Source organism: Streptomyces sp. NPDC079167 (assembly GCF_040686735.1).
In the GTDB taxonomy this organism is placed as follows: Bacteria; Actinomycetota; Actinomycetes; order Streptomycetales; family Streptomycetaceae; genus Streptomyces.
Map to the genome: position 1 here is coordinate 251,482 of NZ_JBFBLO010000003.1, position 25,296 is coordinate 276,777.

19 protein-coding genes are annotated in these 25,296 nt (G+C 68.0%); 8 read left to right on the forward strand and 11 right to left on the reverse strand.

Annotated elements, in window-relative coordinates; all coding sequences use genetic code 11:
• Positions 1-158: 158 nt before the first annotated feature.
• From AB0P41_RS08805 to AB0P41_RS08815, 3 genes are all read right to left on the reverse strand, one after another.
• Positions 159-1,874 carry a serine/threonine protein kinase gene (locus AB0P41_RS08805; RefSeq protein ID WP_356709054.1) on the reverse strand — a complete coding sequence of 572 codons (1,716 nt, stop codon included), beginning with the start codon at positions 1,872-1,874 and terminating at the stop codon, positions 159-161.
• A 129-nt stretch (positions 1,875-2,003) separates the two neighbouring features.
• Entirely contained in the window at positions 2,004-4,157 is a 2,154-nt protein-coding gene (gene murJ, locus AB0P41_RS08810; protein ID WP_356709051.1) for a murein biosynthesis integral membrane protein MurJ, read from the reverse strand.
• A 49-nt stretch (positions 4,158-4,206) separates the two neighbouring features.
• Positions 4,207-6,504 (reverse strand): DUF6049 family protein, encoded by a 2,298-nt coding sequence (locus tag AB0P41_RS08815; RefSeq protein WP_356709049.1) that lies wholly within the window; start codon positions 6,502-6,504, stop codon positions 4,207-4,209.
• Between the two features lie 180 nt (positions 6,505-6,684).
• Between AB0P41_RS08815 and AB0P41_RS08820 the strand changes: the two genes are divergently transcribed.
• Positions 6,685-8,127 (forward strand): CCA tRNA nucleotidyltransferase, encoded by a 1,443-nt coding sequence (locus AB0P41_RS08820; RefSeq protein WP_365931001.1) that lies wholly within the window; start codon positions 6,685-6,687, stop codon positions 8,125-8,127.
• Between the two features lie 97 nt (positions 8,128-8,224).
• On the opposite strand, the gene AB0P41_RS08825 is transcribed toward AB0P41_RS08820, so the two are convergent.
• The 3 genes from AB0P41_RS08825 to AB0P41_RS08835 form a co-directional block, all read right to left on the reverse strand.
• Complete coding sequence (locus AB0P41_RS08825; protein ID WP_365931003.1) at positions 8,225-9,514, reverse strand: MFS transporter; 1,290 nt, start codon at positions 9,512-9,514, stop codon at positions 8,225-8,227.
• 90 nt (positions 9,515-9,604) lie between these two features.
• The gene (locus tag AB0P41_RS08830) at positions 9,605-10,687 is read right to left on the reverse strand and encodes an inositol-3-phosphate synthase (RefSeq protein WP_356709045.1); all 1,083 of its coding nucleotides are present in this window, start codon (positions 10,685-10,687) and stop codon (positions 9,605-9,607) included.
• Between the two features lie 62 nt (positions 10,688-10,749).
• Positions 10,750-11,451, reverse strand: coding sequence for a PadR family transcriptional regulator (locus AB0P41_RS08835; protein ID WP_104791773.1), 702 nt, complete (start codon positions 11,449-11,451; stop codon positions 10,750-10,752).
• A gap of 386 nt (positions 11,452-11,837) precedes the next feature.
• On the opposite strand from AB0P41_RS08835, the gene AB0P41_RS08840 reads away from it, so the two are divergent.
• Entirely contained in the window at positions 11,838-14,540 is a 2,703-nt protein-coding gene (locus tag AB0P41_RS08840) for a transglycosylase domain-containing protein (RefSeq protein ID WP_365931006.1), read from the forward strand.
• Between the two features lie 170 nt (positions 14,541-14,710).
• Complete coding sequence (locus AB0P41_RS08845; protein WP_365931008.1) at positions 14,711-16,216, forward strand: glycosyltransferase 87 family protein; 1,506 nt, start codon at positions 14,711-14,713, stop codon at positions 16,214-16,216.
• Positions 16,217-16,229: 13 nt separating this feature from the next.
• Here AB0P41_RS08845 and AB0P41_RS08850 read toward each other — a convergent pair whose 3' ends face one another.
• From AB0P41_RS08850 to AB0P41_RS08860, 3 genes are all read right to left on the reverse strand, one after another.
• Positions 16,230-17,261 (reverse strand): alanine racemase, encoded by a 1,032-nt coding sequence (locus AB0P41_RS08850; protein ID WP_356709038.1) that lies wholly within the window; start codon positions 17,259-17,261, stop codon positions 16,230-16,232.
• 78 nt (positions 17,262-17,339) lie between these two features.
• Positions 17,340-18,458, reverse strand: a complete 1,119-nt coding sequence (locus AB0P41_RS08855; RefSeq protein ID WP_356709036.1) for a peptidoglycan bridge formation glycyltransferase FemA/FemB family protein — start codon at positions 18,456-18,458, stop codon at positions 17,340-17,342.
• Between the two features lie 174 nt (positions 18,459-18,632).
• Complete coding sequence (locus tag AB0P41_RS08860) at positions 18,633-18,989, reverse strand: hypothetical protein (protein WP_356709034.1); 357 nt, start codon at positions 18,987-18,989, stop codon at positions 18,633-18,635.
• Positions 18,990-19,274: 285 nt separating this feature from the next.
• Between AB0P41_RS08860 and rpsF the strand changes: the two genes are divergently transcribed.
• The 4 genes from rpsF to rplI all read left to right on the forward strand — a co-directional run bounded on the left by rpsF (position 19,275) and on the right by rplI (position 20,999).
• The gene (rpsF, locus tag AB0P41_RS08865) at positions 19,275-19,565 is read left to right on the forward strand and encodes a 30S ribosomal protein S6 (protein WP_006604399.1); all 291 of its coding nucleotides are present in this window, start codon (positions 19,275-19,277) and stop codon (positions 19,563-19,565) included.
• Between the two features lie 71 nt (positions 19,566-19,636).
• Positions 19,637-20,254 (forward strand): single-stranded DNA-binding protein, encoded by a 618-nt coding sequence (locus tag AB0P41_RS08870; protein WP_356709032.1) that lies wholly within the window; start codon positions 19,637-19,639, stop codon positions 20,252-20,254.
• A 43-nt stretch (positions 20,255-20,297) separates the two neighbouring features.
• Positions 20,298-20,534 carry a 30S ribosomal protein S18 gene (gene rpsR / locus AB0P41_RS08875; protein WP_003967857.1) on the forward strand — a complete coding sequence of 79 codons (237 nt, stop codon included), beginning with the start codon at positions 20,298-20,300 and terminating at the stop codon, positions 20,532-20,534.
• 18 nt (positions 20,535-20,552) lie between these two features.
• Entirely contained in the window at positions 20,553-20,999 is a 447-nt protein-coding gene (gene rplI / locus AB0P41_RS08880; protein WP_014155197.1) for a 50S ribosomal protein L9, read from the forward strand.
• Between the two features lie 145 nt (positions 21,000-21,144).
• On the opposite strand, the gene AB0P41_RS08885 is transcribed toward rplI, so the two are convergent.
• Positions 21,145-22,482, reverse strand: a complete 1,338-nt coding sequence (locus tag AB0P41_RS08885; protein WP_365931011.1) for an MATE family efflux transporter — start codon at positions 22,480-22,482, stop codon at positions 21,145-21,147.
• Between the two features lie 475 nt (positions 22,483-22,957).
• Here AB0P41_RS08885 and dnaB point away from each other — a divergent pair, with 475 nt between their 5' ends.
• Positions 22,958-24,415, forward strand: a complete 1,458-nt coding sequence (gene dnaB, locus AB0P41_RS08890; RefSeq protein ID WP_356709443.1) for a replicative DNA helicase — start codon at positions 22,958-22,960, stop codon at positions 24,413-24,415.
• 108 nt (positions 24,416-24,523) lie between these two features.
• On the opposite strand, the gene AB0P41_RS08895 is transcribed toward dnaB, so the two are convergent.
• Complete coding sequence (locus tag AB0P41_RS08895; RefSeq protein ID WP_365931014.1) at positions 24,524-25,249, reverse strand: dienelactone hydrolase family protein; 726 nt, start codon at positions 25,247-25,249, stop codon at positions 24,524-24,526.
• Positions 25,250-25,296 lie beyond the last annotated feature (47 nt).

Consider the following 25,296-nt stretch of genomic DNA (forward strand, 5'->3'; position numbering starts at 1 on the left):
GCTCGCTCGTGCGGGCGTTGTTGAGTACCGAGGACGGACAAGGGCAGCTGCATCGTGTCCTGGCAGCAGATGGAGGGAATGAGCGTCGGCGCCGACGGATCGAATCGGTGCGGAGGCGCAGAAGGGGCCGGTGAGGAGCTCCTCACCGGCCCCTTCGTTCAGCCGAGTACCGAAATCTCCGAGATGCCGCCTCGGAAGCCTGATGAACCGTCGGGAGGCAGCTCCGCGATGCGGATCAGGATGTAGCGGGTCCGGACCGGTTCGGTGAGAGTTTTCTGCACGGCCTTCCCCGCCGTCTCCAGGTTCGTGAGGCGATGAGGGAAGTCGGACAGCGAAGAGGGGTCGGAGGCACCCTCGTCCGCTGCGAGCACTTCGGCCTTCTGCTGGCTGCGGTACATCGTGACGTCGATGCCGGCGACATCCTGCGCGCTGCCGAGGTCGACGATTATGCCGCTGCCCTGCTTGCGGTTCGCAAGGTTGCCGAAGTTGGCGTAACCCACGTACCGGGGAGTGACCCAAGCGGTGTCCGACTTACCGTCGATGGCGTTCGGCACGTCCTGCTGCTGGATACCGGAACCGCTGGGAGTGAACTCCTTCGCGTCGGCGATGCGGAGGTCCTTGGGGTCGGCCGGCACCTTGTTGTCGGCCCCGTCCTCGGCGGTCTGGGTCGGAGTCGGTTCCCCGGAGTCGTTGTCCCGGTTGAGCACCGTTTCTGCCAGCTGCCAGCTGCCGAGCCCCAGAGCGGCGATGAGCAGTGCGGAGACGGCCCACTTGAGCGCCTTGCCCGTGCGGCTCTGGAGAGGGGGCGGAGGAGCCGCGATGACAGGCTGGGTGGCCGAGGCGGGCCGCACCGACGGGCGCCCGTAGGTGCCCTGCTGGTACGTCGTGCGCTGGTACTCCGGCGGCGCCGTGAAGGCGGGTTCCGGGGGCAGGATGCGGGGCATGGCCGCGACGGCCTTCGCCAGCTCGTCCGGGGTGGTGCACGGCTGTTCCTGCCGCGACGCGGTTGCGCCGTCGTTGGCGAGGGCGCGCATGGCCAGTTCGGAGAGACCGCGGTGGACACCGGCCCGCACCTGGTCCGGGGGGATCAGACCCAGGTCCTTGGGGAGCCCGGTGAGACCGTAGGCATCGCTCTCGTAGGGCCAGCGCCGGGTGAGGGCGGCGTAGAGCAGTGCGCCGATGGCCTCGGTGTCGGTGCGCAGCGGCTGAGCGGCGGTGATGCCGCGCAGCGCGGCGTTCACGGCCAGGCCGCGGATCCGGTACTGGCCTGTCGAGCTGCGCAGCACGGCGCCGGGAGTGAGGCGCAGATGCGCGAGCCCTTCGCGGTGTGCGGCGGCCATGGCCTGGGAGATCTGGCTCACGAGCTGGTAGGCGTCGTGGGCTTCGAAGGGGCCTGCGGCCAGCAGCGCCGTGAGCTCGGTGGCGTCGGGGAGCCATTCGTGGACGACGTAGACGAGGTCGTCCTCCTCCACGGCGTCCAGGACCTGGACGAAGCGCGGGTCACCGAGCAGTGCCGAGGAGCGGGCCGCGGCCAGCACCGAGCGGGCGCGCGGATGCTCGGCGGGAAGGAGGTGAACGCCTACCGCGCGCCGTAGCTTCTCGTCGACAGCACGCCAGCTGCTGAATCCGTCCAGTCGGGTGACGCACTCCTCGAGGCGGTACCGCCCGGCCAGTTTGTGACCGCTGTGCAGGTCGGGCGACGCAGGCACGGTGGCCGAGCTGTCGCTCCCACTCTCCGCGTCCTGCGGGCCTGTGCCCTCTGAGTCCTGGGTTTGTGCCGTCCCGTCGGTCGTGGCCGCGTCCGCCTTGGCGGTCAGCGGCTCGTCGCCGCCGTTGTCGGCCACGTCGACGGCAGCCGTGCTACGTTCCGCCACCGTCGTTCCTGCCTCCCCATCCGTTGCGCGATGCCAGCCAGCTCTGCACAGTCACGCCAATTGTGCCCACACTCCGGCGCTATGCACGACACGCGGTGTCCGGCGATGGTTGTGCGGCTCGGAGCTCATTCAGCGTCCGAGCCGTCCCCGGACCATGCCGACCATGCCGTTGAGCTCCTCGATACGCATCTTCTTCGCAGCGACGAAGAAGATGCCCAGGAGGACGACGCTGCCACAGACCAATGCCACCACGGAGCCGCCGGCTCCATCGCCGAGGGCCTTCAGAAGAGCGAAGCCCACGCCGCCGCCGACCACCGCCGCGGGGATCGCGGCGAGGCAGAGACGGGCGTAGGTGCGCACCACGCGGGCTCCGTCGAGGTCCCCGCCGAGGCGGTTGCTGAGCCGCCGCCAGGCGATGCCGACACCGACCGCGTAGGCCAGCCCGTAGGAGGCCGCCATTCCCACGACTGCCCACTGGGCCGGAAGAATCACGTAGCAGAGGGCGGAAGCAGCGGCATTGACCGCTGCCACGATCACCGTGTTGTAGAAGGGGGTGCGGGTGTCCTCGTACGCGTAGAAGCCGCGGAGTACGACGTACTGCACGGAGTACGGGATGAGGCCGAGGCCGAACGCCATCAGGATGAAGCCCATCGACCGTGCGGCCTCGGTGCCGCTGGAGGCGTAGAGCAGGGTGCACATCGGCAGGCCGAGCGCGAGGAAGGTGAAGGCGACCGGGACGATGGCCACCGCCGAGTTGCGCAGACCCTGCGAGATGTCGTCGCGGACGGCTCCAGGGTCGTTGTCGTGGGCGGCGCGGGAGATGCGGGGCAGCAGGGCCGCCATGACGGAGACGGTGATGATGGCCTGCGGCATGCCCCAGATCAGCTGGGCGTTGGAGTAGGCGAGAAAGCCTGTGCCGTCCTTGCCGGAGAGGCTGCCGGCCGAGGTCGCCAGCTGGGTGACGACGATGACGCCCGCCTGGTTGGCCAGCACGAACAGGACGGTCCACTTGGCGAGCTTGATCGTCTTCCCGAGTCCGTGGCCCTTCCAGTCGAAGCGGGGACGGAAACGGAATCCCGCCTCACGGAGGTACGGGATCATGGCGAGCGCCTGGACCACCAGGCCGAGCAGCGTGCCGATGCCCAGGAGCTGCACACCCTCCGGCGGGATCGTCTCCACGCCCATGCGGGATTCGGCCGAGGTGCCGTAGACCCAGATGAACAGGCCGAAGGTGAAGATCATGACGATGTTGTTGAGGACCGGGGTCCACATCATCGCGCCGAACCGGCCGCGGGCATTGAGGATCTGGCCCATGACCACATGGATGCCCATGAAGAAGATGGTGGGCAGGCAGTAGCGGGCGAAGGTGACCGCGACGCTGTTGGCGGCCTCTTTGTTCGCAATCGTCGGCGACATCATGTGGATGAGCCATGGCGCAGCGAAGACGGCGAGAGCGACGATCACAGCGAGTGCGACCATGACCAGCGTCAGCAGCCGGTTGGCGAAGGCCTCGCCGCCGTCCTCGTCGTCCTTCATGGACCGGACGAGCTGGGGGACGAAGACCGAGTTCAGCCCACCGCCCACGGTCAGGATGTAGATCATCGTCGGCAGGGTGTACGCGATGGTGAAGCTGTCACCGAGCATCGCGGCACCCAGCGCCGCGGTGATCACGAGGCTGCGGACGAAGCCGGTGAGCCGGGATACCAGGGTGCCGGCCGCCATCACCGCGCTGGACTTCAGTATTCCGGCGGCACGGCCTCCGGACTTCGGCGGGACGGGCGCCGGGGCCGCCTCGGGCTCGGCCGGAGGGCCGGGAGGCCGGCCCGACCCCTCCTGGTCGCGGAAGAGGTGCGCGAAGGCGTCCTGCTGGTCGCCGGAGGCCTGGGTGACCAGGTCGTCCACACCTACGTACTGGGTGGTCGCCGCGTGGTCGCCGTACGGAAGGTGCCGGGAGGGGCCTGCGGGCTCCGGTGGCGGCGTCTGGGCCCAGATCCGGGGGTCCGGGGCGTACTGGGCGGCGGGAGGCTGCTGGTAGAGGGCCTGCGGCTCCTGGTAGGTGCCGGGAGGCGGCGGCGGATGTGAGGCGCGGTCGTAGAGCGCCTCCGCCACCGGGTCCTGCGCGGCGAGGTCCTGGGCACGGTACGGGTCGTGGTCGTACGCGTGCTGCAGGTACGGGTCGGGTGCCTCTCCGTCCTGCCCGGCGCCCGGTGGCACCGGCGGGCCGCTGGAAGAACCAGCTCCGCCCGCACCCTGGCCGCGGTCACCGTCGTACGGCGCGTTCATCGAAACCCCACCTCATTGTCCCCGGCCGACAGGCCCCGACAGACATCGCTCAACGGTCCACTTTCTCACCCGGGCCCGACGGGTTCCCGCTTTCCGGACCGGTGTCCGGCGTCGGGTCACTCGGCTGCTCGGGTTCGCCGCCGTTGTTCTCCACTGCTCCGCCCGCGACGGTGCGCTTGCGGTGGGTGTACATCCTGATGCCTGCCAGGACCAGCAGCAGCAGTCCGCCGGCGATGACCAGAAGAACGGTCGGTGTGACTTCCGAGACCTTCACGGTGAAGGTCATCTCCTCGCCGTACGGCACGCCGTCCGCGGTGAAGAGCCGCGCGGTGACCTGAGCCTGTCCGTTGGCGTTGGCCGCGGCGTCGAACTTCACGGACTGGCTGTGCCCGCCCGCGATCTCGACAGGCTTTTCGGCGACCGCTCCGCCGTCGTTGAGCTTGAGCCGGGTGGCGTTGCCCGACGTCAGACGGAGAACGAGGTGATCGACACCCTGGACCAGCTTGTTCTGCACAGTCACAGGAATCGTGGCGCTGCGCCCGGACAGGGTCACGTCGGACTTCGTGATCAGCTGAACCTCGTTGCTGAGGCCCTGCAGGTAGGTGCGGACGGCGTCACGGTACCGCTGCGCCTCCAACGGCTTGCCGCGCCACGACGTCGACACGGAGCGGTTGATCGCGTTTCCGAAGGGCGTCACCACCCGGTCGGGCTGCGTGAGGATGACCTGGAAACTGTCGAGTGAGTCCTGCGTCGTCCTGATGTCCTGGAACGCCTGGGTGGGCAGCTCCTGGCTCCGCAGCTTCTTCGGGTACTGAGAGGCACTGGGGACCTTGGTGATGGCCTGCGCGTCGGGCTTCTGCTCGGCTGCGGCCGTCAGGTCGAGGGGTTCTGTCCAGTGTTCGTCCGTGAGGGCCTGCAGCGCGCGCGCCATGCTCTGGGCCTGGGCAGCGGTGGGCGTCCTCTGAGGGGCGACGACGATGCTGCGCTCGTTGTCCGGGGCCTGCTCCGTCACCGCCAGCGTCTGGGCCAGGAATTTCTGGACCGCCAGGGTGGATGCGCCGGCCTTGGACATGTCGCCGGTGAACGCGGTGGAGAGCCGGTGGTCGGCGACGACGGCGGTGGTGCCACCACCGATCGGCCGCGCCGACGTCGGTGTGTAGGGCAGTCCGGCGGTCTCCTGGAGGCTGTCGCTGCGGGCGATCACCTTGTGCGCCCCGGCGGAGGTCGCTACGTCGACGACGGAGGGATCGATCGCACCGTCCACGGGCCAGGCGAAGTCGGTGCTCGGCTTCACGTGAAGGACGGTCTCCACCGTCGTGCCGGCGACCTCGGTCGCGGTCTGCAGATGGCTGAGGGCACCCGAGACGTTCTTGCCGCGGTGGGCGATGGACGCGAGATCGGGGTCGGCGAACGGCAGGGCCACCACCTTTCCCTCCTTCACCGCCGCCTGGAGGTCCGCGAGCCACTTCTTGGCGATGGCCTGGTTCTTGCCGGCGACCGTGGTGTCGCCGGACTTCACGCGGTAGTTCTTCGTCATGGCGTCGACAGAGGCCAGCAGGTCCGGGTCGATCACCCAGGTGACAGGGAGTTGCCGTCCCAGCGAGACCAGCTGTTCCAGGCGGCCGCCGGGAGCGAGTTCCAGAGCCAGATCGTCATTGGCGAACACGGGGGTCTGCTGTTCGTCGGACCCCGTCTCCGCTGTGACATGCGCCGACGCGATCAGCGGCCAGAGGAAGGTGAGCTTGGTCTTGCTCTCGGCGTCCTCCGGCTGCCACGGCAGGAAGGTCCGCTGGATGCCGAGCACCTGGTCGTACGCGTAGTCGGTGGTACGGCCCGTGAGGGAGACACCCAGCTGGTAGACGCCCTCCGTGCCCAGATCCAGCTTGTCCACCGGCACGGAGAGGGAGAAGTCCCGGCTGACCCCGGCCGCGAGCTCGGGGACCTTCAGCGTGTAGTCGCCCCCGAGCTTGGCCGGGTCACTCCCGGGCAGGTACCCGGTGCGCTTGGCGGCCGCGTCGACCGCGCCCCTGCCGGAGAGCCTCGGCCCGACGCGCAGGTCGACCTCCGAGTCCGTCACCGTCTTCTTCCCTCTGTTGGTGAGGGTGCCGGAGACGGTGAGCGTGTCGCCCTCGACCGGTGTGCTGGGCGCCAGCGTGTCCAGGGACACATCGACGGTGCGCGAACCGGTCGGGGCCTTGGTGGCCGCCTCGGCCTGGGCCGAGGGGGCCGCAGGACCGGCGAGGAGGCCGGCGATCAGTGGTGCCCCGACGATCAAGGAGGCTGTGCGCCGGAGCCACCGGCGGGCAGGGGAGGGATTCATCCCCTGAAAGTCTGCCGCCTCGGCCACGCGTATCCGTCCCTCGTCGTCGTCAGCTGGTGCCGGCCCTGCCGGTCTCTGCGTCCCCGCATGGTAACGATGCGCCCGACACCTGAGTGCCGGGGACCGTGCCACATGATCGGGAGAGTCTCGCAGGGGTGCAAGAAACGATGACGCCCGGGCCGGTCCGGGCACGTACCCTTTTCTGTTGTGCCGAACGCCAACGAAGACAGCCCCCGTGCACTGAGTCAGGTGCAGCACCGCGCAGTCACCGAACTGCTGCGGGTGTCCCCCGTCGCCGATGACCTCGCTCTCCGATTCCAGGAGGCCGGATTCGGCCTCGCCCTGGTCGGTGGGTCCGTCCGCGATGCGTTGCTCGGCAGGCTCGGGAACGACCTGGACTTCACGACCGACGCCCGCCCGGAGGACGTACTCAAGATCGTCCGTCCCTGGGCCGACTCGGTCTGGGAGGTCGGAATCGCCTTCGGCACCGTCGGCTCCCAGAAGGACGGCTACCAGATCGAGGTGACGACCTACCGGTCGGAGGCGTACGACAGGGCTTCACGCAAGCCCGAGGTCTCCTACGGCGACTCGATCGAGGAAGACCTCGTGCGCCGTGACTTCACCGTCAACGCCATGGCCGTCGCCTTGCCGCAGAAGGAGTTCATCGACCCGCACGGCGGCCTCGACGACCTTGCTCAGCGCGTCCTGCGCACTCCGGGCACGCCTGAGGCGTCCTTCTCCGACGACCCTCTTCGTATGCTGCGCGCCGCTCGCTTTGCCGCGCAGCTGGACTTCGAGGTGGCTCCCGACGTCGTCAAGGCCATGACGGACATGGCGGGGCGGATCGAGATCGTCTCGGCCGAGCGGGTCCGTGAGGAACTCAACAAGCTGCTGCTCTCCGGCCACCCCCGTAAGGGACTGGGTCTCCTCGTGGACACAGGCCTGGCCGACCGGGTGTTGCCCGAGCTTCCCGCCCTGCGCCTTGAAAGTGATGAGCATCACCGTCACAAGGACGTCTATGAGCACTCCCTGACGGTCCTGGAGCAGGCCATCGACCTGGAGGAGGACGGCCCGGATCTCGTGCTGCGCCTCGCGGCCCTGCTCCACGACATCGGGAAGCCGAGGACGCGACGCTTCGAGAAGGACGGCCGTGTCTCCTTCCACCACCACGAGGTGGTGGGGGCCAAGATGGCCAAGAAGCGGATGACCGAGCTCAAGTACTCCAACGAGATGGTCAAGGACGTCTCCAAGCTCGTGGAGCTGCATCTGCGCTTTCACGGATACGGCGACGGGGAGTGGACCGACTCCGCGGTGCGCAGGTATGTGCGGGATGCGGGGCCCTTGCTGGACCGCTTGCACAAGCTGACGCGCTCCGACTGCACGACGCGGAACAAGCGCAAGGCGAACGCCCTGTCACGCACCTATGACGGGCTGGAGGAGCGCATCGCGCAACTGCAGGAGCAGGAGGAGCTTGAGGCGATCCGGCCCGACCTGGACGGCAACGAGATCATGCAGGTTTTGGGCGTGGGGCCCGGGCCGGTGATCGGCAAGGCCTACTCGTTCCTGCTGGAGTTGCGCTTGGAGAACGGTCCGATGGAGCGCGATGCCGCGGTCGATGCCCTCAAGAAGTGGTGGGCCGCGCAGGACTGAGCAGGCGGTCATGTTTCACGTGAAACATGACGTCGGGCGCCGGAGGGTGAGCGAGTGCAGTCGGTGAGGGGCGATGTTTCACGTGAAACAGCGCCCCTCACTCCTTGATGCGTGCGCGCTGAAGCGCGCTGCTCACCCGCCGCCGATGAATCATGGCCATCGAGACGACGGCGTAGAGCACGGCGACGCTGAGCACCACGACGACGGACCGCCCGTCAGGGGGAAGTGCGAGGGCGGACACGCCGGCGGCTGCGACGAAGGCGACGTTGAAGAGCACGTCGTAGAGCGAGAAGACCCGGCCGCGATAAGCGTCGTCCACAGAGGTCTGCACCTCGGTGTCCGCCGCGATCTTCGCTCCCTGTGTCACCAGCCCCAGGATGAAGGCCGCCACCAGCATCGGGCCGGGGGTGAACGGGAGCCCCAGTGCAGGCTCCAGGACAGCGGCCGCCCCGGCGCACCCAGCCAGCCACCCGTACCGTCCGAAGCGTCCGACCGCCCAGGGGGACATGAGGGCAGCGACGAAGTACCCCGCCGCCGACGCGCCGAGCGCGAGTCCGAGGAGGGCGAGACCGTCTGACTCGCTGTCGGACCAGGCGTAGCGGCACAGCATCAGCACCATCACCGTCAGCGCTCCGTAGCAGAAGCGGAGCACCGTCATGGCCGCGAGGGCGTGCGCCGCGTCCCTTCGCTCGGCCAGATGGCGCAAACCCGCGACGAGCCCCCGGGCCGTCGTGCCGAGTGCCTCGCGCAGTGGCACATGGTGCAGGGCCCGGTCCGGTCCCAGGAGCGTGCGGGGCAAGGTCAGTGAGGCCAGGGCCGAGAGGAGGTAGAGGGCAGCGCCCAGTACGACCACGGCGGCGTCGGACCCGTCCGTCAGGAGCCGGATGCCCAGGGCGAGGCCCCCGCCCGCAGTGGCGGCCAGTGTGCCGGCCGTCGGGGAGAGGGAGTTGGCGAGGACGAGCCGCTCGGTGTCGACGACGCGAGGGAGAGCTGCCGAAAGCCCGGCCAGCACGAATCGGTTGACGGCGGTGACGCAGAGCGCGGAGATGTAGAAGAGCCAGTCCGGTACGGAGCTCAGGAGCAGCACGGCCGTGCAGCAGGCCAGCGCGGCACGCAGCAGGTTCCCGTACAGGAAAACCTGGCGGCGGGGCCAGCGGTCGAGCAGGACTCCCGCGAAGGGGCCGATCAACGAGTACGGGAGCAGGAGGACAGCCATGGCGGAGGCGATGGCCCCCGGCGTGGTCTGGTTCTCCGGCGAGAAGACGACGTACGTGGCGAGCGCGACCTGATAGACGCCGTCGGCCGACTGGGAGAGAAGTCGTACGGCGAGCAGGCGACGGAAGTTCCGAAGGCGCAGGAGTACGCCCAGATCACGCACGACAGACATGTGTGCAAGGGTCACACATGCGGGGGACCTCCGGGCGTATTGCCCGGAGACCCCCCGACATGGACAAGCGTGAAGCAGTGAGTCGCTGGATCAGCGCTCGACGTCGCCGGCGATGAACTTCTCGACGTTCTCGCGGGCCTCGTCGTCGAAGTACTGGACCGGCGGGGACTTCATGAAGTACGAGGAGGCCGACAGGATCGGGCCGCCGATGCCGCGGTCCTTGGCGATCTTCGCAGCGCGCACCGCGTCGATGATGACACCGGCGGAGTTCGGGGAGTCCCAGACCTCGAGCTTGTACTCCAGGTTCAGCGGGACGTCACCGAAGGCGCGGCCCTCAAGACGCACGTACGCCCACTTGCGGTCGTCCAGCCAGGCCACGTAGTCCGAGGGGCCGATGTGGACGTTGTCCGCACCGAGTTCGCGGTCACGGATCTGCGAGGTGACGGCCTGCGTCTTCGAGATCTTCTTGGACTCCAGGCGCTCACGCTCGAGCATGTTCTTGAAGTCCATGTTGCCGCCGACGTTCAGCTGCATCGTGCGGTCGAGGATGACGCCCCGGTCCTCGAAGAGCTTCGCCATCACGCGGTGCGTGATGGTGGCGCCCACCTGGGACTTGATGTCGTCGCCGACGATCGGGACACCGGCCTCGGTGAACTTGTCGGCCCACTCCTTGGTGCCGGCGATGAAGACCGGGAGAGCGTTGACGAAGGCGACCTTGGCGTCGATGGCGCACTGCGCGTAGAACTTCGCAGCCACTTCGGAACCGACGGGCAGGTAGCAGACGAGGACGTCGACCTGCTTGTCCTTGAGGACCTGGACGATGTCGACGGGGGCGTCGGCCGACTCCTCGATCGTCTCGCGGTAGTACTTGCCCAGGCCGTCGTGGGTGTGGCCCCGCTGAACGGTCACGCCGGTGCTCGGCACGTCGGCGATCTTGATGGTGTTGTTCTCGCTGGCGCCGATGGCGTCCGCGAGGTCGAGGCCGACCTTCTTCGCGTCGACGTCGAAGGCGGCGACGAACTCGACGTCACTCACGTGGTACTCGCCGAACTGAACGTGCATCAGGCCGGGCACCTTGCCGGCCGGATCGGCGTCCTTGTAGTACTCGACGCCCTGCACCAGCGAGGCGGCGCAGTTGCCCACGCCGACGATGGCTACGCGAACCGAACCCATGCCGATTGCTCCCTGTGTGTTCTCGGTGTTCCCCGATGACGCCTTGCGGATCTGCGGGGATATCACTTGGTGTCGTCGGACGGATCCGGCCGGGAGTCGTCCCGGTGCCGGGGCAGGCCGCCCGTCTCTCCTGATGTGTCGTGCTGAGTGGAGCCCTCGGGCGAGGATCGTCGCTGATCCCGTCCCGACCGCTCGCTCTCGATGAGCTCGTTCAGCCAGCGCACCTCGCGCTCCACGGACTCCATGCCGTGCCGCTGCAGCTCAAGCGTGTAGTCGTCGAGTCGTTCACGGGTGCGGGCGAGAGAGGCGCGCATCTTTTCGAGGCGCTCCTCCAGCCTGCTGCGGCGTCCTTCGAGCACACGCATCCGCACCTCGCGCTCCGTCTGTCCGAAGAAGGCGAAACGAGCCGCGAAGTGCTCGTCCTCCCAGGAGTCCGGACCGGTGTGCGAGAGCAGCTCCTCGAAGTGCTCCTTACCTTCTGCCGTCAACCGGTAGACGATCTTGGCGCGGCGCCCGGCCAGCGAGGACGAGGGGGCGACCCCGCGGCCTGTGGCAGGCGGCAGTGCCGGAACGCTTCCCGGTTCCTCGATCAACCAGCCGTTGGCGACCAGCGTCTTGAGGCAGGGGTAGAGGGTGCCGTAGCTGAAGGCGCGGAAGATCCCCAGCGACGTGTTGAGGCGCTTGCGCAGCTCGTATCCGTGCATGGGTGACTCGCGGAGCAGGCCGAGTACGGCGAATTCGAGGATGCCGGAGCGCCTGCTCATCTTCGCCTCCTCCTCCGCCTGGTGCTTCCACGGGCCGTCGGACCCACCTTATGCCGTGCTGATGTATCGACTCGATACATCAGCACGATAGATCGGCCCGCGATGTTCGACAAGGGGAGGGTTCGTGAGCGGCGTCACATCCCCGATTCATAGGGAGTGACTTGCGTAATTTGGGGTGAAGTTCGGTCCCCAGAGGTTTTTGACCGTGCGTAGTCTGTGCGGCATGCAGACCACCGGGAACCGTGAGACGCCGCCGAGCGTCAGTTATCGCGGACTGTCGGATGTACTGCGGGTGAGCCTTCCGCACGGCTTGTCCGTAATTCGGGGGGACCGGATCTCAACTGCCGCTTCCAGGCGCTCTCGCCTGCCCGAGGAGTAGTCGTTCGATGAGCGAGCACCGTCGCAAAACGTCGCAACCGCAAGGTGGCGGGCGCGCAGCGGCCAGACGAGCCGCCCAACAGCCTGCTGGACGTCGCACCGAGTCGTCACGAAGAGTGCCAACAGCATCACCTTCCGGAGCGCACGGCGACGAGCCGGCTTTCGCCAGTCGCGCCGAGGCCCGTCGCGCCGCCCAGCGCGGCGGCGGCAGGCGTCGGGGAGGTGGCGACAGCAGCGGTCACGAAGGCCGTGGCCGGGGTCGTGCCGACTCCGGCAAGAAGCGCTTCATCGACTACCCGCGGGCCGGCAAGTACGGCTTCCGCCGCTGGGTTCCGTCGTGGAAGCTGGTCTCCGGCCTGTGCCTGGGTTTCCTGGGCCTGATGATGGGTGCGGCCGGTATCGCGTACGCGCTGGTGGTTCCGCCCGAGATCAAGGACCTGGCCACCGCGCAGAACAACGTCTACTACTGGGACGACGACACCCAGATGGTCGCCACGGGCGGTTCCGTCAACCGCCAGGAGATCGATTACGCCCAGATCCCCGAAGCGATGCGGAACGCCGTCATCTCGGCCGAGAACAAGTCGTTCAATTCCGACAGGGGCATCGACCCCATGGGTATCGCCCGGGCCTTCTGGAACATGGCCCGGGGCGGTGACACCCAGGGCGGTTCCACGATCACCCAGCAGTACGTGAAGAACTCCATGCTCTCCCAGGACCAGACCCTGAGCCGGAAGTTCAAGGAACTCTTCATCACGCTCAAGGTCGGTGAGACCGTGAGCAAGAAGGAGGTCATGGCGGGGTACCTCAACGTCTCCTACTACGGCCGGGGTGCGTCGGGGCTCCAGGCGGCGGCGCGTACGTACTACGGCAAGGACGCCGAGAAGCTCAACGAGAGCGAGTGCGCGTTCCTGGCGACGCTGCTCAAGGGCGCGAGCTACTACGACCCCGCGGGTGCCCCGGACGTCGACTCGGTGAACGCCACGGCTGAGAAGAACACCGAGCGGGCCACGAAGCGCTGGAAGTGGATCCTCGACGAAGAGGTCAAGGACGGCCGGCTGAGCGCGGAGAAGCGCAAGACCTTCACCGAGTTCCCCATGCCGGATCCGCCGAAGAAGGACGCCAAGCTCGGCGGCCAGACCGGGTACCTGGTCGACCTCGCCACGAAGTACTTCCTCGCGCACAACAAGGAGGGCGTGACCGAGAAGGAACTGGCCCGGGGCGGCTACGAGATCCACACGACCTTCAACAAGAAGAAGGTCGCGGAGCTAGAGAAGTCGATCAAGAAGGTGTACGACGCCAAGATCGACCCCAAGAAGCGGCCCGACAAGGACACGCACGTCGAGTTCGGCGGTGCGTCGGTGGACACCGAGACGGGCGCCATCATCGCCACGTACGGCGGTCAGGACGCGACGCAGCACTACACCAACAACGCCGACGCGACCGGTGCGCAGGTCGGTTCGACGTTCAAGCCGTTCGTGCTGGCGGCCGCCATGGAGCACGGGAAGCGAGACCCCAAGAGGGGCGAGGAGCAGAGCGACTCGGAGCGTACGCCCGTCTCGCCGAAGAGCATCTACAACGGCGACAACGAGCTGAAGATCAATCTGTACAACGGTCAGGTCTGGCAGAACGAGGAAGGCAAGGAGTGGCTCCAGACCAACGACGGTGACCACAGCTACGGGGACATCACCCTCCGTTACGCCATGCAGGAGTCCGCCAACTCCCCGTACGTCCAGCTCGGCATGGACGTCGGCACCGACAAGGTGAAGGAGGCGGCCATGGCCGCGGGGCTGCGCGACGACGACTACATGGCGGACTCGAGCGTCCCCTCGTTCTCCATCGGGACCTCTTCGCCGAGCGCCATCCGGATGGCCGGCGCATACGCCACCTTCGCCACCAGCGGCAAGCAGCGTGAGCCCTTCTCGGTCACCGAGGTCAAGCACAGGGGCGAAATCGTGTACCAGCACGACACGGAGACCAAGAACGGGTTCCCCAGCGTCGTCGCGGACAACGTCACCGATGTGCTGAAGAACGTCGTCGAGAACGGGACAGGCACTCCGGCCCAGATCCCAGGGCGTGACGTCGCGGGCAAGACCGGTACCACGGACGGCAACAAGTCGGCCTGGTTCGTCGGCTACACACCGCAGATCTCGACGGCCGTCAGCATGTTCCGGATGGACGACGACGAGACGAAGAAGAACCGCGAGTTCCTGGAGATGTACGGCACGGGCGGCGAGAAGTCGATCCACGGTGCCTCGTTCCCGGCGCAGATCTGGCAGGACTACATGACCGAAGCGGTGAAGGGCACGAAGGTCGTGAACTTCCCGAAGCCGGAACCGATCGGCGAGACGCTCTTCGGCGGCGGCGCGGTCAGCCCCAGCCCGACGCCGAGCCCGACGCCCTCGCCCTCGGAGTCCAGCGAGGAGCCGGCGCCCCCGTCTCCCACCACGTCGTCCCCGTCCCCCTCGGCGAGCGAGACGTGCGCACCGCTCGACTGGGAGTGCAGGAACAACCAGGACGGCGGAGCCACCAACGGCAACGGCAACGGCAACGAAGGGACCACCGAAGGGACGGCCGACGGTGGGACGGATGCCGGAACCTCGGACGGCGGGACGGACACCGGAGCGACCGAAGGGTCGACCGAAGGCACGACCGAAGGCACGACAGAGGGCGAGGAGAACGGTCGCGGCGGGATCTTCGGCGGCGGCGGTTAGCACCCCTCAGGGCGGCGTGGATGACCCCACGCGCCCTCCGGGAGCCCCCTGAGGGGCCCTACCGGGCACGCGGACAAGGGCCGTCGGCACCTGACACAGGTGCCGACGGCCCTTCGTGTGCCGGGCGCGGGCAACGCCCGCCCACAGCCCCGTACGGCAGGATGTGCGGCATGCCAAGCGCAGAAGACACGAGCGTGCACCAGGAGCCGTCCGTCGTACCGCCCACGCGACAGGACGAGATCGCCGCAGCGGGCAGCGAACTGATCGGCGGACCCGCGGGCCGCTGGGCACGGTTCGGACCGGGACCACTGACACCGGTGCGCGTCATCGTGCTCGTGACCATCGGGATGTTCGCGCTCGGCATGGTGCAGAAGATCCCCTGCTACGACTGGGCGTGGTTCCGCGGGACCAGTTCGCAGTACACGCACGCCTGCTATTCGGACATCCCGCACCTCTACCTCGGCCGCGGCTTCGCCGACGGCCTCGTGCCGTACTTCGACCGGCTGAGCGGCGACATGGCGTACCTCGAGTACCCCGTCCTGACCGGCCTCTTCATGCAGGTCGCGTCCTGGCTGACCCTGACGCCGTCCTCGGACCCCGCACAGCAGCGGGAGCAGATGTACTGGATGGTCAACGCGGGCATGCTCATGGTCTGCGCCGTGATCCTCGCGGTGTGCGTCGCCCGTACGCACCGGCGGCGTCCGTGGGACGGTCTGCTGGTGGCGCTCGCACCGGCGCTCGCGCTCACCGCGACGATCAACTGGGACCTGCTCGCCGTCGCGCTGACAGCGGCGGCGATGCTCATGTGGTCGCGCGGCAGGAGCGTGGCGTTCGGAATCCTCATCGGCCTCGCCACCGCCGCGAAGCTCTACCCCGTCCTGCTCCTCGGACCCCTGCTTGTGCTGTGCTGGAGGGCCGGGAAGTGGCGGGAGTACGGGACGGCGCTCCTCGGCGCGGCGGCGGCCTGGCTGGTGGTCAACCTGCCGGTGATGCTGTACGCCCCCGAGGGGTGGAAGAAGTTCTACACGTTCAGCCAGGAACGGCAGATCGACTACGGCTCGTTCTGGCTGATCATCACCCAGCGCACCGGTCGGCCCATCGACGTGTCCACGGTGAACACGGCCTCGGTCCTGCTGATGGCCGTGCTGTGCGCGGGCATCGCGGGGCTGGCACTGACCGCCCGTCACCGGCCGCGCTTCGCCCAGCTGGCGTTCCTCGTGGTGGCCGCCTTCATCCTGACGAACAAGGTCTACTCGCCGCAGTACGTGCTCTGGCTGATCCCGCTGGCCGCGCTCGCAAGGCCGCGCTGGCGGGACTTCCTCGTCTGGCAGGCCTGCGAGGTCATGTACTTCCTGGGGATCTGGTTCTACCTCGCGTACACGACGAGCGGTGACAAGCACCAAGGGCTGCCGCAGGACGGCTATCAGGTCGCGATCGCCCTGCACCTGGCGGGCACGCTCTACCTCTGCGCGCTGATCGTCAGGGACATCCTGAGGCCGGACCGGGATCCCGTGCGGCTCGACGGCTCCGACGACCCGTCGGGCGGGGTGCTCGACGGGGCGCCGGACCGGAAGGCGTTTCCGCAGGTGCGCCCTCATACGGACCAGCACACGGCACCCGCGGCCGAGGGACCGCGGGTGGAGTGGGGCACTGCCGGAAGAACGGCTTCCGACTGAGAGGGGGCCGGGGTTACCGGTCCACGAGGCGGTCGAACTGGGTGGTGGTGTGGCGCAGGTGGGCCACCAGCTCGTCGCCGACCCTCGGCTCCTGGGCGTCCGAGGGCACGAAGAGGATCGACACCTGCATGTGCGGCGGCTCGGCGAACCAGCGCTGCTTGCCCGCCCAGACGAACGGCGACAGGTTGCGGTTGACCGTTGCCAGCCCGGCGCGCGCGACGCCCTTGGCGCGCGGCATCACCCCGTGCAGGGCCTTCGGTGCCTCCAGGCCGACACCGTGGGAGGTCCCGCCGGCGACGACGACCAGCCACCCGTCGGACGCGGCCTTCTGCTGGCGGTAGCCGAAACGGTCCCCCTTGGAGACGCGCGTGACGTCGAGCACCGCGCCGCGGTACTCCGTCGCCTCGTGGTCGCCGAGCCAGAGCCGTGTGCCGATGCGCGCGCGGAAGAGCGTCTGCGGGAACTGCTGCCGCAGGCGCGCCAGTTCCTCGGCCCGCAGGTGGCTGACGAACATCGTGTGCAGCGGCAGCCGGGCAGCACGCAGGCGGTCCATCCAGGTGATGACCTCCTCGACCGCGTCGGACCCGTCCGTGCGGTCGAGCGGCAGGTGCAGCGCGAAGCCTTCGAGACGTACGTCCTCGATGGCCGCGTGCAGCTGGCCCAGCTCCTCCTCCTTCACACCGTGGCGCTTCATCGAGCTCATGCACTCGATGACGACGCGGGCGCCGACCAGGGCGTGCACCCCGTCCACGGAGGAGACGGAACGGATCACGCGGTCGGGCAGCGGCACCGGCTCCTCGCCGCGGCGGAAGGGCGTGAGCACCAGCAGGTCGCCGCTGAACCAGTCCTTGATGCGAGCGGCCTCGTACGTGGTTCCGACGGCCAGCGTGTCGGAGCCGAAGCGGATCGCCTCGTCGGCCAGGCGCTCGTGTCCGAAGCCGTAGCCGTTGCCCTTGCAGACGGGCACGAGGCCCGGGAACTGGTCCAGGACGGACTTCTGGTGCGCCCGCCAGCGCGCGGTGTCGACGTAGAGGGAGAGCGCCATGGCCGGCCCGGAACCTTTCTGGTGGCTGCGGTGTGCGTGAGAGAGGGGTGGAACTGATGGATGGTGGTCAGGATGCGCTCAGCGGCGCGACATGTACATATCGAGCGCCTTGTGCAGCAGCTTGTTGAGGGGGAAGTCCCACTCGCCGACGTATTCGACGGCTTCCCCGCCCGTGCCGACCTTGAACTGGATCAGGCCGAAGAGGTGGTCGGTCTCGTCCAGCGAGTCGCTGATGCCGCGCAGGTCGTAGACGGTCGCGCCCATCGCGTACGAGTCGCGGAGCATGCGCCACTGCATGGCGTTGGAGGGGCGGACCTCGCGGCCGATGTTGTCCGAGGCGCCGTAGGAGTACCAGACGTGCCCGCCGACGACGAGCATCGTGGCAGCCGACAGGTTCACGCCGTTGTGCCGGGCGAAGTAGAGCCGCATGCGGTTGGGGTCCTCGGAGTTGAGCACCGACCACATGCGCTGGAAGTACGAGAGCGGGCGCGGCCGGAAGTGGTCGCGCACGGCGGTGATCTCGTACAGCCGCTGCCATTCGGCGAGGTCCTCGTAGCCGCCCTGGACCACTTCGACGCCGGCCTTGTCGGCCTTCTTGATGTTGCGCCGCCAAAGCTGGTTGAAGCCCTTGAGCACGTCCTCGAGGGAGCGGTTGGCCAGCGGCACCTGGAAGACGTAGCGGGGCTGGACGTCACCGAAGCCGGCGCCGCCGTCCTCGCCCTGCTGCCACCCCATCTTGCGCAGCCGGTCCGAGACCTCGAAGGCGCGCGGCTCGATGTGGCTGGCCTCGACGTCGCGCAGCCGCTTCACGTCGGGATCCTGGATGCCGGACTTGATGGCGGCCGAGTCCCAGCGGCGGATGACCACGGGAGGGCCCATCTTGACCGAGAAGGCACCCTGCTGCTTGAGGTGGGCGAGCATCGGCTGGAGCCACTCGTCCAGATTCGGGGCGTACCAGTTGATGACCGGGCCCTCGGGGAGGTACGCGAGGTAGCGCTTGATCTTGGGCAGCTGGCGGTAGAGCACCAGCCCGGCACCGACCATCTCGCCGTTCTTGTCGAACCAGCCCAGGTTCTCCGAGCGCCATTCGGTTTTCACGTCAGCCCACGCCGGGACCTGGCAGTGACTGGCCGAGGGCAGATTCTGGATGTACGCCAGATGCTGTTCTCGGCTGATGGTCCTCAGGGTCAGGCTCATGCGGGGCGCTCCTCGGCAGGTGTGTCCCCATCGGTCAGGGGCTCCGGCTCTCGCGCCGAAGCCTACTGTGACCGAGGGGCGCCCGGTCCGGCCCGTCAGGACCGCACCGGGCGCCACCCGCGCGGGATTGCCGGGCCGCACGCCCCGCGGGGCGGTCGGCCCCGGATATGCCGGTCAGGTGATGACGCCGCCGAAGAGGCCGCCGTGCGCCATGCCCAGGAGGAAACCGACTCCGGATGAGCCCATGCCCAGGATGAAGGCGAACCGCTGCCAGGTGGTCCTGGAGATGTACTGACCGTAAGCGCCGGTCAGGATGCCGATCAGCCCTGCCCACGAGCTGAGCAGGTGCAGGCTGTGGAACATCGCCGTCACGAACGCGAGGACGCCGAGGACCCCGGTCACCACCATCAGTGTTTCCTGGAGCGGGTGCGGCTTGCCGTCCGTGGCGAAGAGGGACCCGGTGGCCGGCCGGGCATTGGCCACCCGGCTGGGTGCGGGCCGGCTGCCGGCGGGTCGGACTGTCTGTGCCATGGAGCACCTCCTGGCGGGAAGGGCGGTGCGATGTAGCGCCTCTCACACCGCATCTGTCTCGATTGTGCGCCCTGAACACCGGATTTCAACCGGAAGCCGGTCTGCGGGTAGTCTGTACGGTCTGCACCGGTGTCTGCCTTGAGCCAGCACTGCAGCTCCCCTCGACTCCGAAGACGGGCGTTGTCAGTGGCGGCTGTTTTACTCGGAGACACTGATGCTTACGCATCACGACCCTCCTGCCACGGAACGACCGTGGCCGCTGAGTCCAAAGGAGGTGGGTTCCACATGCGTCACTACGAGGTGATGGTCATCCTCGACCCCGATCTCGAGGAGCGCGCAGTCTCCCCGTTGATCGAGAACTTCCTCTCCGTCGTCCGTGAGGGCAACGGAAAGGTCGAGAAGGTCGACACCTGGGGCCGTCGTCGTCTCTCTTACGAGATCAAGAAGAAGCCTGAGGGCATCTACTCGGTCATCGACCTGCAGGCCGAGCCTGCGGTCGTCAAGGAGCTCGACCGACAGATGAACCTGAACGAGTCGGTCCTCCGGACCAAGGTCCTCCGTCCCGAGACCCACTGAGCATCTAGCTCAGCGGTCATCGGGTTCGAGTAGCAAGCAGCCAGAAGCAATCCCCGCCGAGAGGTTCACCCATGGCAGGCGAGACCGTCATCACGGTCGTCGGCAATCTCGTCGACGACCCCGAGCTGCGCTTCACCCCGTCCGGTGCGGCGGTCGCGAAGTTCCGTGTCGCGTCCACTCCCCGCATCTTCGACCGTCAGACCAATGAGTGGAAGGACGGCGAAGGCCTGTTCCTCACCTGCTCGGTCTGGCGTCAGGCGGCGGAGAACGTCGCGGAGTCGCTTACGCGAGGCATGCGCGTCGTCGTGCAGGGCCGGCTGAAGCAGCGGTCCTACGAGGACCGTGAGGGCGTCAAGCGCACGGTCTACGAGCTGGATGTCGAGGAAGTCGGCCCCAGCCTGAAGAGCGCAACGGCCAAGGTCACCAAGACCACAGGTCGCGGTGGCCAGGGCGGCGGCCAGGGTGGATACGGCGGCGGCCAGCAGGGTGGCGGCAACTGGGGCGGCGGTCCCGGTGGCGGTGGCCAGCAGGGCGGCGGCGGTGCTCCCGCCGACGACCCGTGGGCCACCAATGCGCCGGCCGGCGGCCAGCAGGGCGGGGGCCAGCAGGGCGGCGGGGGCGGCTGGGGCGGAAGCTCCGGCGGCTCCGGCGGTTCCGGCGGCGGCTACTCGGACGAGCCGCCCTTCTAGGGCTGCTCGTACCCCCACTTCTTGATCACACAGGAGAAACACCATGGCGAAGCCGCCTGTGCGCAAGCCTAAGAAGAAGGTCTGCGCGTTCTGCAAGGACAAGACCCAGTACGTGGACTACAAGGACACGAACATGCTGCGGAAGTTCATTTCCGACCGTGGCAAGATCCGTGCCCGCCGCGTCACCGGCAACTGCACGCAGCACCAGCGTGACGTCGCCACGGCAGTCAAGAACAGCCGTGAGATGGCGCTGCTGCCCTACACGTCCACCGCGCGATAAGGGAAGGGTGACCGAATCATGAAGATCATCCTCACCCACGAGGTCACTGGCCTCGGTGCCGCCGGCGACGTCGTGGACGTCAAGGACGGGTACGCCCGTAACTACCTGGTTCCGCGTGGCTTTGCCATTCGCTGGACCAAGGGTGGCGAGAAGGACGTGGCGCAGATCCGCCGCGCCCGCAAGATTCACGAGATCGCGACGATCGAGCAGGCCAACGAGATCAAGGCCAAGCTCGAGGCCGTGAAGGTCCGTCTGGCTGTTCGCTCCGGCGACGCCGGCCGCCTCTTCGGTTCCGTCACCCCGGCTGACATCGCCTCGGCGATCAAGTCCGCCGGTGGTCCGGACGTCGACAAGCGTCGCGTCGAGCTCGGCTCGCCGATCAAGACGCTCGGCGGACACCAGGTGTCCGTCCGTCTGCACCCCGAGGTTGCCGCGAAGCTCGGTATCGAGGTCGTTGCTGCCTAAGGGCACAGCTCAGCAGAGCTAGGTGAAGGGCCGCACCCCCGGGTGCGGCCCTTCGTCGTTTCACGTGAAACCGGGCTGCGGTGTCACGTGAAGGAGCGGTTTCACGTGAAACGGCACAACCCGGCTCCTGTTCAGGTCACGCGGTTCAGCGCGTGGCTCCGGTCACGATCCAGCGACCGGACCGCATACGCATCCACAGCGTCACCAGCCGGACGGTCATCATCAGCGTCATCGCCCCCCAAAGGGCGGTGAGGCCACCTCCGAAGCTGGGGACGAGGAGGGCGGCCGGAGCGAAGACGGCCAGCGTCAGAACCATCGCCCAGGCGAGATAACGGCCGTCGCCCGCGCCCATCAGTACGCCGTCGAGAACGAAGACCACCCCGCAGATCGGCTGGGAGAGAGCCACGACGAGCAGTGCCGGCAACAGGGTGTCCTGTACGGACGTGTCGCCGGTGAAAAGGGGGACGAAAAGTGGCCGGGCGAGCACGATGACCACCCCGAGAACCACCCCCGAGCCGATCCCCCACTGGACCATCCGGCGGCAGGCCTCGCGGGCACCCTTGGCATCGTCCGCCCCTAGATAGCGGCCGATGATGGCCTGCCCTGCGATGGCGATGGCGTCGAGTGCGAAGGCCGTAAGACTCCAGAGCGACAGGATGATCTGGTGCGCGGCGATATCCGTGTCGCCGAGACGGGCGGCGACGGCGGTCGCGATCATCAGGACCGCTCGCAGGGAGAGCGTACGGATCAGAAGAGGCACGCCTGCCTGAGCGCTCGCTCGGATGCCCGCCGCATCAGGTCGTAGCGACGCCCCATGTCGACGGGCCCCACGGACCACGACGACCAAGTAGACGAGCGCCATGCCCACCTGGGCGATGACGGTGCCCCATGCGGATCCTGCGATTCCCAGCCCGGCCCCGTAGACGAGACCGGCATTGAGGGCGCCATTGGCGGCGAACCCGCCGATGGCGACGTAGAGCGGTGTCCGGGTGTCCTGCAGTCCGCGCAGGACACCCGTCGCCGCGAGCACCACCAGCATGGCGGGGATACCGAGGCTGGAGATCCGCAGATACGTGGTGGCGTACGGGGACGCGGTGTCGGACGCTCCGAAGATGTCGACCAGCCACGGTGCCAGCGGGAGGGTGACGGCGACAACGGCGGCACCGATCAGCAGGGCCAGCCAGATGCCGTCCATGCCCTGACGAATGGCGGACGCCAGATCCCCTGCACCGACCTGGCGGGCGACCGCGGCTGTGGTGGCGTAGGCGAGGAAGACGAAGACGCTCACCGCGGTTGTCAGCAGGGCGGCGGCGACCGCCAGGCCGGCCAGTTGCGGGGTTCCCAGATGTCCGACGATGGCGCTGTCGACCATGACGAAGAGGGGCTCGGCAACGAGCGCGCCGAAGGCCGGGACGGCGAGTGCGACGATCTCGCGGTCATGCCGACGGCGGGAGGGTGGCTGTGCCGTGTGCGCCTGGGTCATGGGCTAAATCTAATCTTCCACAGGTAAGAGATGCAATGCGGTTGGGGCCCTTACCTGGCCTGGGTTCCCTGGCTCACCGGAAGACCGTTTCCGGTGATCTCGATCTGAGGGGAAAAGTTTTTCTCCCCCACAGCCGGTGGATTGAGAAACAGCAGGTCAGAGGGATCTTTGGTGGGTGGTTATGAGTTTGTCCACAGTGCTGTCCCCCGGTCCGTGCACAGGATCGGACGAGTTCTCCACAGCATCTGGTCCGTCATCCACATGCCCTGTGGATAACCAGATTGGCTGACGGTGCGGACCGGCCTACCGTGGTGCGGCGCCCGCACTCCGTTCCGGCATGGAAATCCGCAGAACTTGACGCGCCGGAACCGGAGTCGGGCGTCTTGTTTGTCGGTGCCGTGCCGTAAGAAAGAGTGGCACGGTTAGGTCCGCGAAGCGGACGGGAGGAGGTGGCCCGGTGAGCATTCCCGAGCCTTTGGACGACCCCTGGGCCGATGTCGGTCCCAGTGACCGTCTGCCCGTTTCCCGTCAGCGCCGCGGCGAGGGCAAGGGGCGCGACGAGCAGCATGAGCGGGGCCGGGAGAGCGGCTGGGACGGCGGGTCGTCCGGCTTCGAGCGGGTACCTCCCCAGGATCTGGACGCCGAGCAGTCCGTCCTCGGGGGCATGCTGCTCTCCAAGGACGCCATCGCGGACGTCGTGGAGATCATCAAGGGTCATGACTTCTACCGGCCGGCCCACGAGACCGTCTATACGGCCATCCTCGACCTCTACGCCAAGGGGGAGCCGGCCGACCCGATCACGGTGGCGGCAGAACTGGTCAAGCGCGGTGAGATCACCAAGGTCGGCGGAGCGCCGTATCTGCACACGCTGGTCCAGTCCGTGCCGACCGCGGCCAACGCGTCGTACTACGCGGAGATCGTCCACGAGCGGGCCGTTCTCCGGCGTCTCGTCGAGGCCGGCACGAAGATCACCCAGATGGGATACGCGGCCGACGGCGACGTCGACGAGATCGTCAACTCCGCGCAGGCCGAGATCTACGCCGTCACGGAGCAGCGCACCAGCGAGGACTACCTGCCGCTCGGCGACATCATGGAGGGTGCCCTCGACGAGATCGAGGCCATCGGCTCCCGCAGCGGCGAGATGACAGGTGTTCCGACCGGATTCACCGATCTCGACGCCCTGACCAACGGCCTGCACCCCGGTCAGATGATCGTCATCGCTGCCCGCCCCGCAATGGGTAAGTCCACCCTCGCACTGGACTTCGCCCGGGCCTGCTCGATCAAGAGCAACCTGCCGAGCGTGATCTTCTCACTTGAGATGGGGCGCAACGAGATCGCGATGCGTCTGCTGTCCGCCGAGGCCCGGGTGGCGCTCCACCACATGCGTTCCGGGACGATGACCGACGAGGACTGGACGCGGCTCGCCCGTCGAATGCCGGACGTGTCGGCCGCGCCGCTCTACATCGACGATTCGCCGAACCTCTCGATGATGGAGATCCGTGCGAAGTGCCGTCGCCTCAAGCAGCGCAACGACCTGAAGCTCGTGGTCATCGACTATCTGCAGCTGATGCAGTCCGGCGGCGCCAAACGGGCGGAGAGCCGTCAGCAGGAGGTCTCGGACATGTCCCGAAACCTCAAGCTCCTCGCCAAGGAGCTGGAGCTTCCCGTCATCGCCCTGTCCCAGCTGAACCGTGGACCCGAACAGCGCACGGACAAGAAGCCGATGGTCTCCGACCTGCGTGAGTCGGGCTCCATCGAGCAGGACGCCGACATGGTGATCCTGCTCCACCGCGAGGACGCGTACGAGAAGGAGTCGCCGCGAGCGGGTGAGGCGGACCTGATCGTGGCGAAGCACCGTAACGGCCCGACGGCGACGATCACCGTGGCGTTCCAGGGGCACTACTCCCGCTTCGTGGACATGGCCCAGACCTGACGCACCGGCTTCGCGGACATGGCCCAGACCTGACGCACCGGCTTCGCGGACATGGCCCAGACCTGACGCACCGGCTTCGCGGACATGGTCAGGCCCGGACGCTCCAGCTCAGTCCGTCAGGGGCAGGCATTCGGCGAGCAGGCCGATGATGTCGCGCCAGGCTCGCTGGGTGTGCTGCGGGTGGTAGCCGACGCCAGGGAGCACGGTCTGGTCCACCGGGGGATGGTGGAAGGCGTGCAGGGCCCCGCCGTAGACCACGAGGCGCCAGTCGACGCCCGCGGCCTGCATCTCGGCGGCGAAGGCGTCCCGTTGCCGCGCGGGCATGATCGGGTCCTCCGACCCGACCCCCGCCCATACGGGGCAACGGATACGCGCTGCCTCGCCCGGCCGGCCCGTGGTGGTCGCGTTGACCGTTCCGATCGCGCGCAGGTCCACGCCGTCACGTCCGAGTTCCAGCGCGATCGCGCCCCCGGTGCCGTAGCCGACCGCTGCGATCCGGTCGGGATCGGTCCGTGGCTCGGCGCGCAGCACGTCCAGTGCCGCGTGGCCGATGTCCCGCATCCGGTCAGGGTCGGCGAGCAGAGGGGTCACGCGTGCCAGCATCTCCTGCGGATCGGCGAACCAGCGCCCGCCGTGGATGTCGAAGGCCAGCGCGACGTAACCCAGTTCGGCGAGTGCGTCCGCCCGGCGGCGCTGGAAATCGTTCAGACCCGTCCCCTCCGGACCGATGAGGACCGCGGGTCGGCGGTCGGCGCCCGCGGGGTGCGCGAGGTGCCCGATCATCGTCAGGCCGTCGGCAGGGTAGCGGACCGTGCACGTGGTGACCGTTGTCATGAGACGGGACTGTAGTGACAGCCGACCCCCGGCCGGGCCGGTATCAG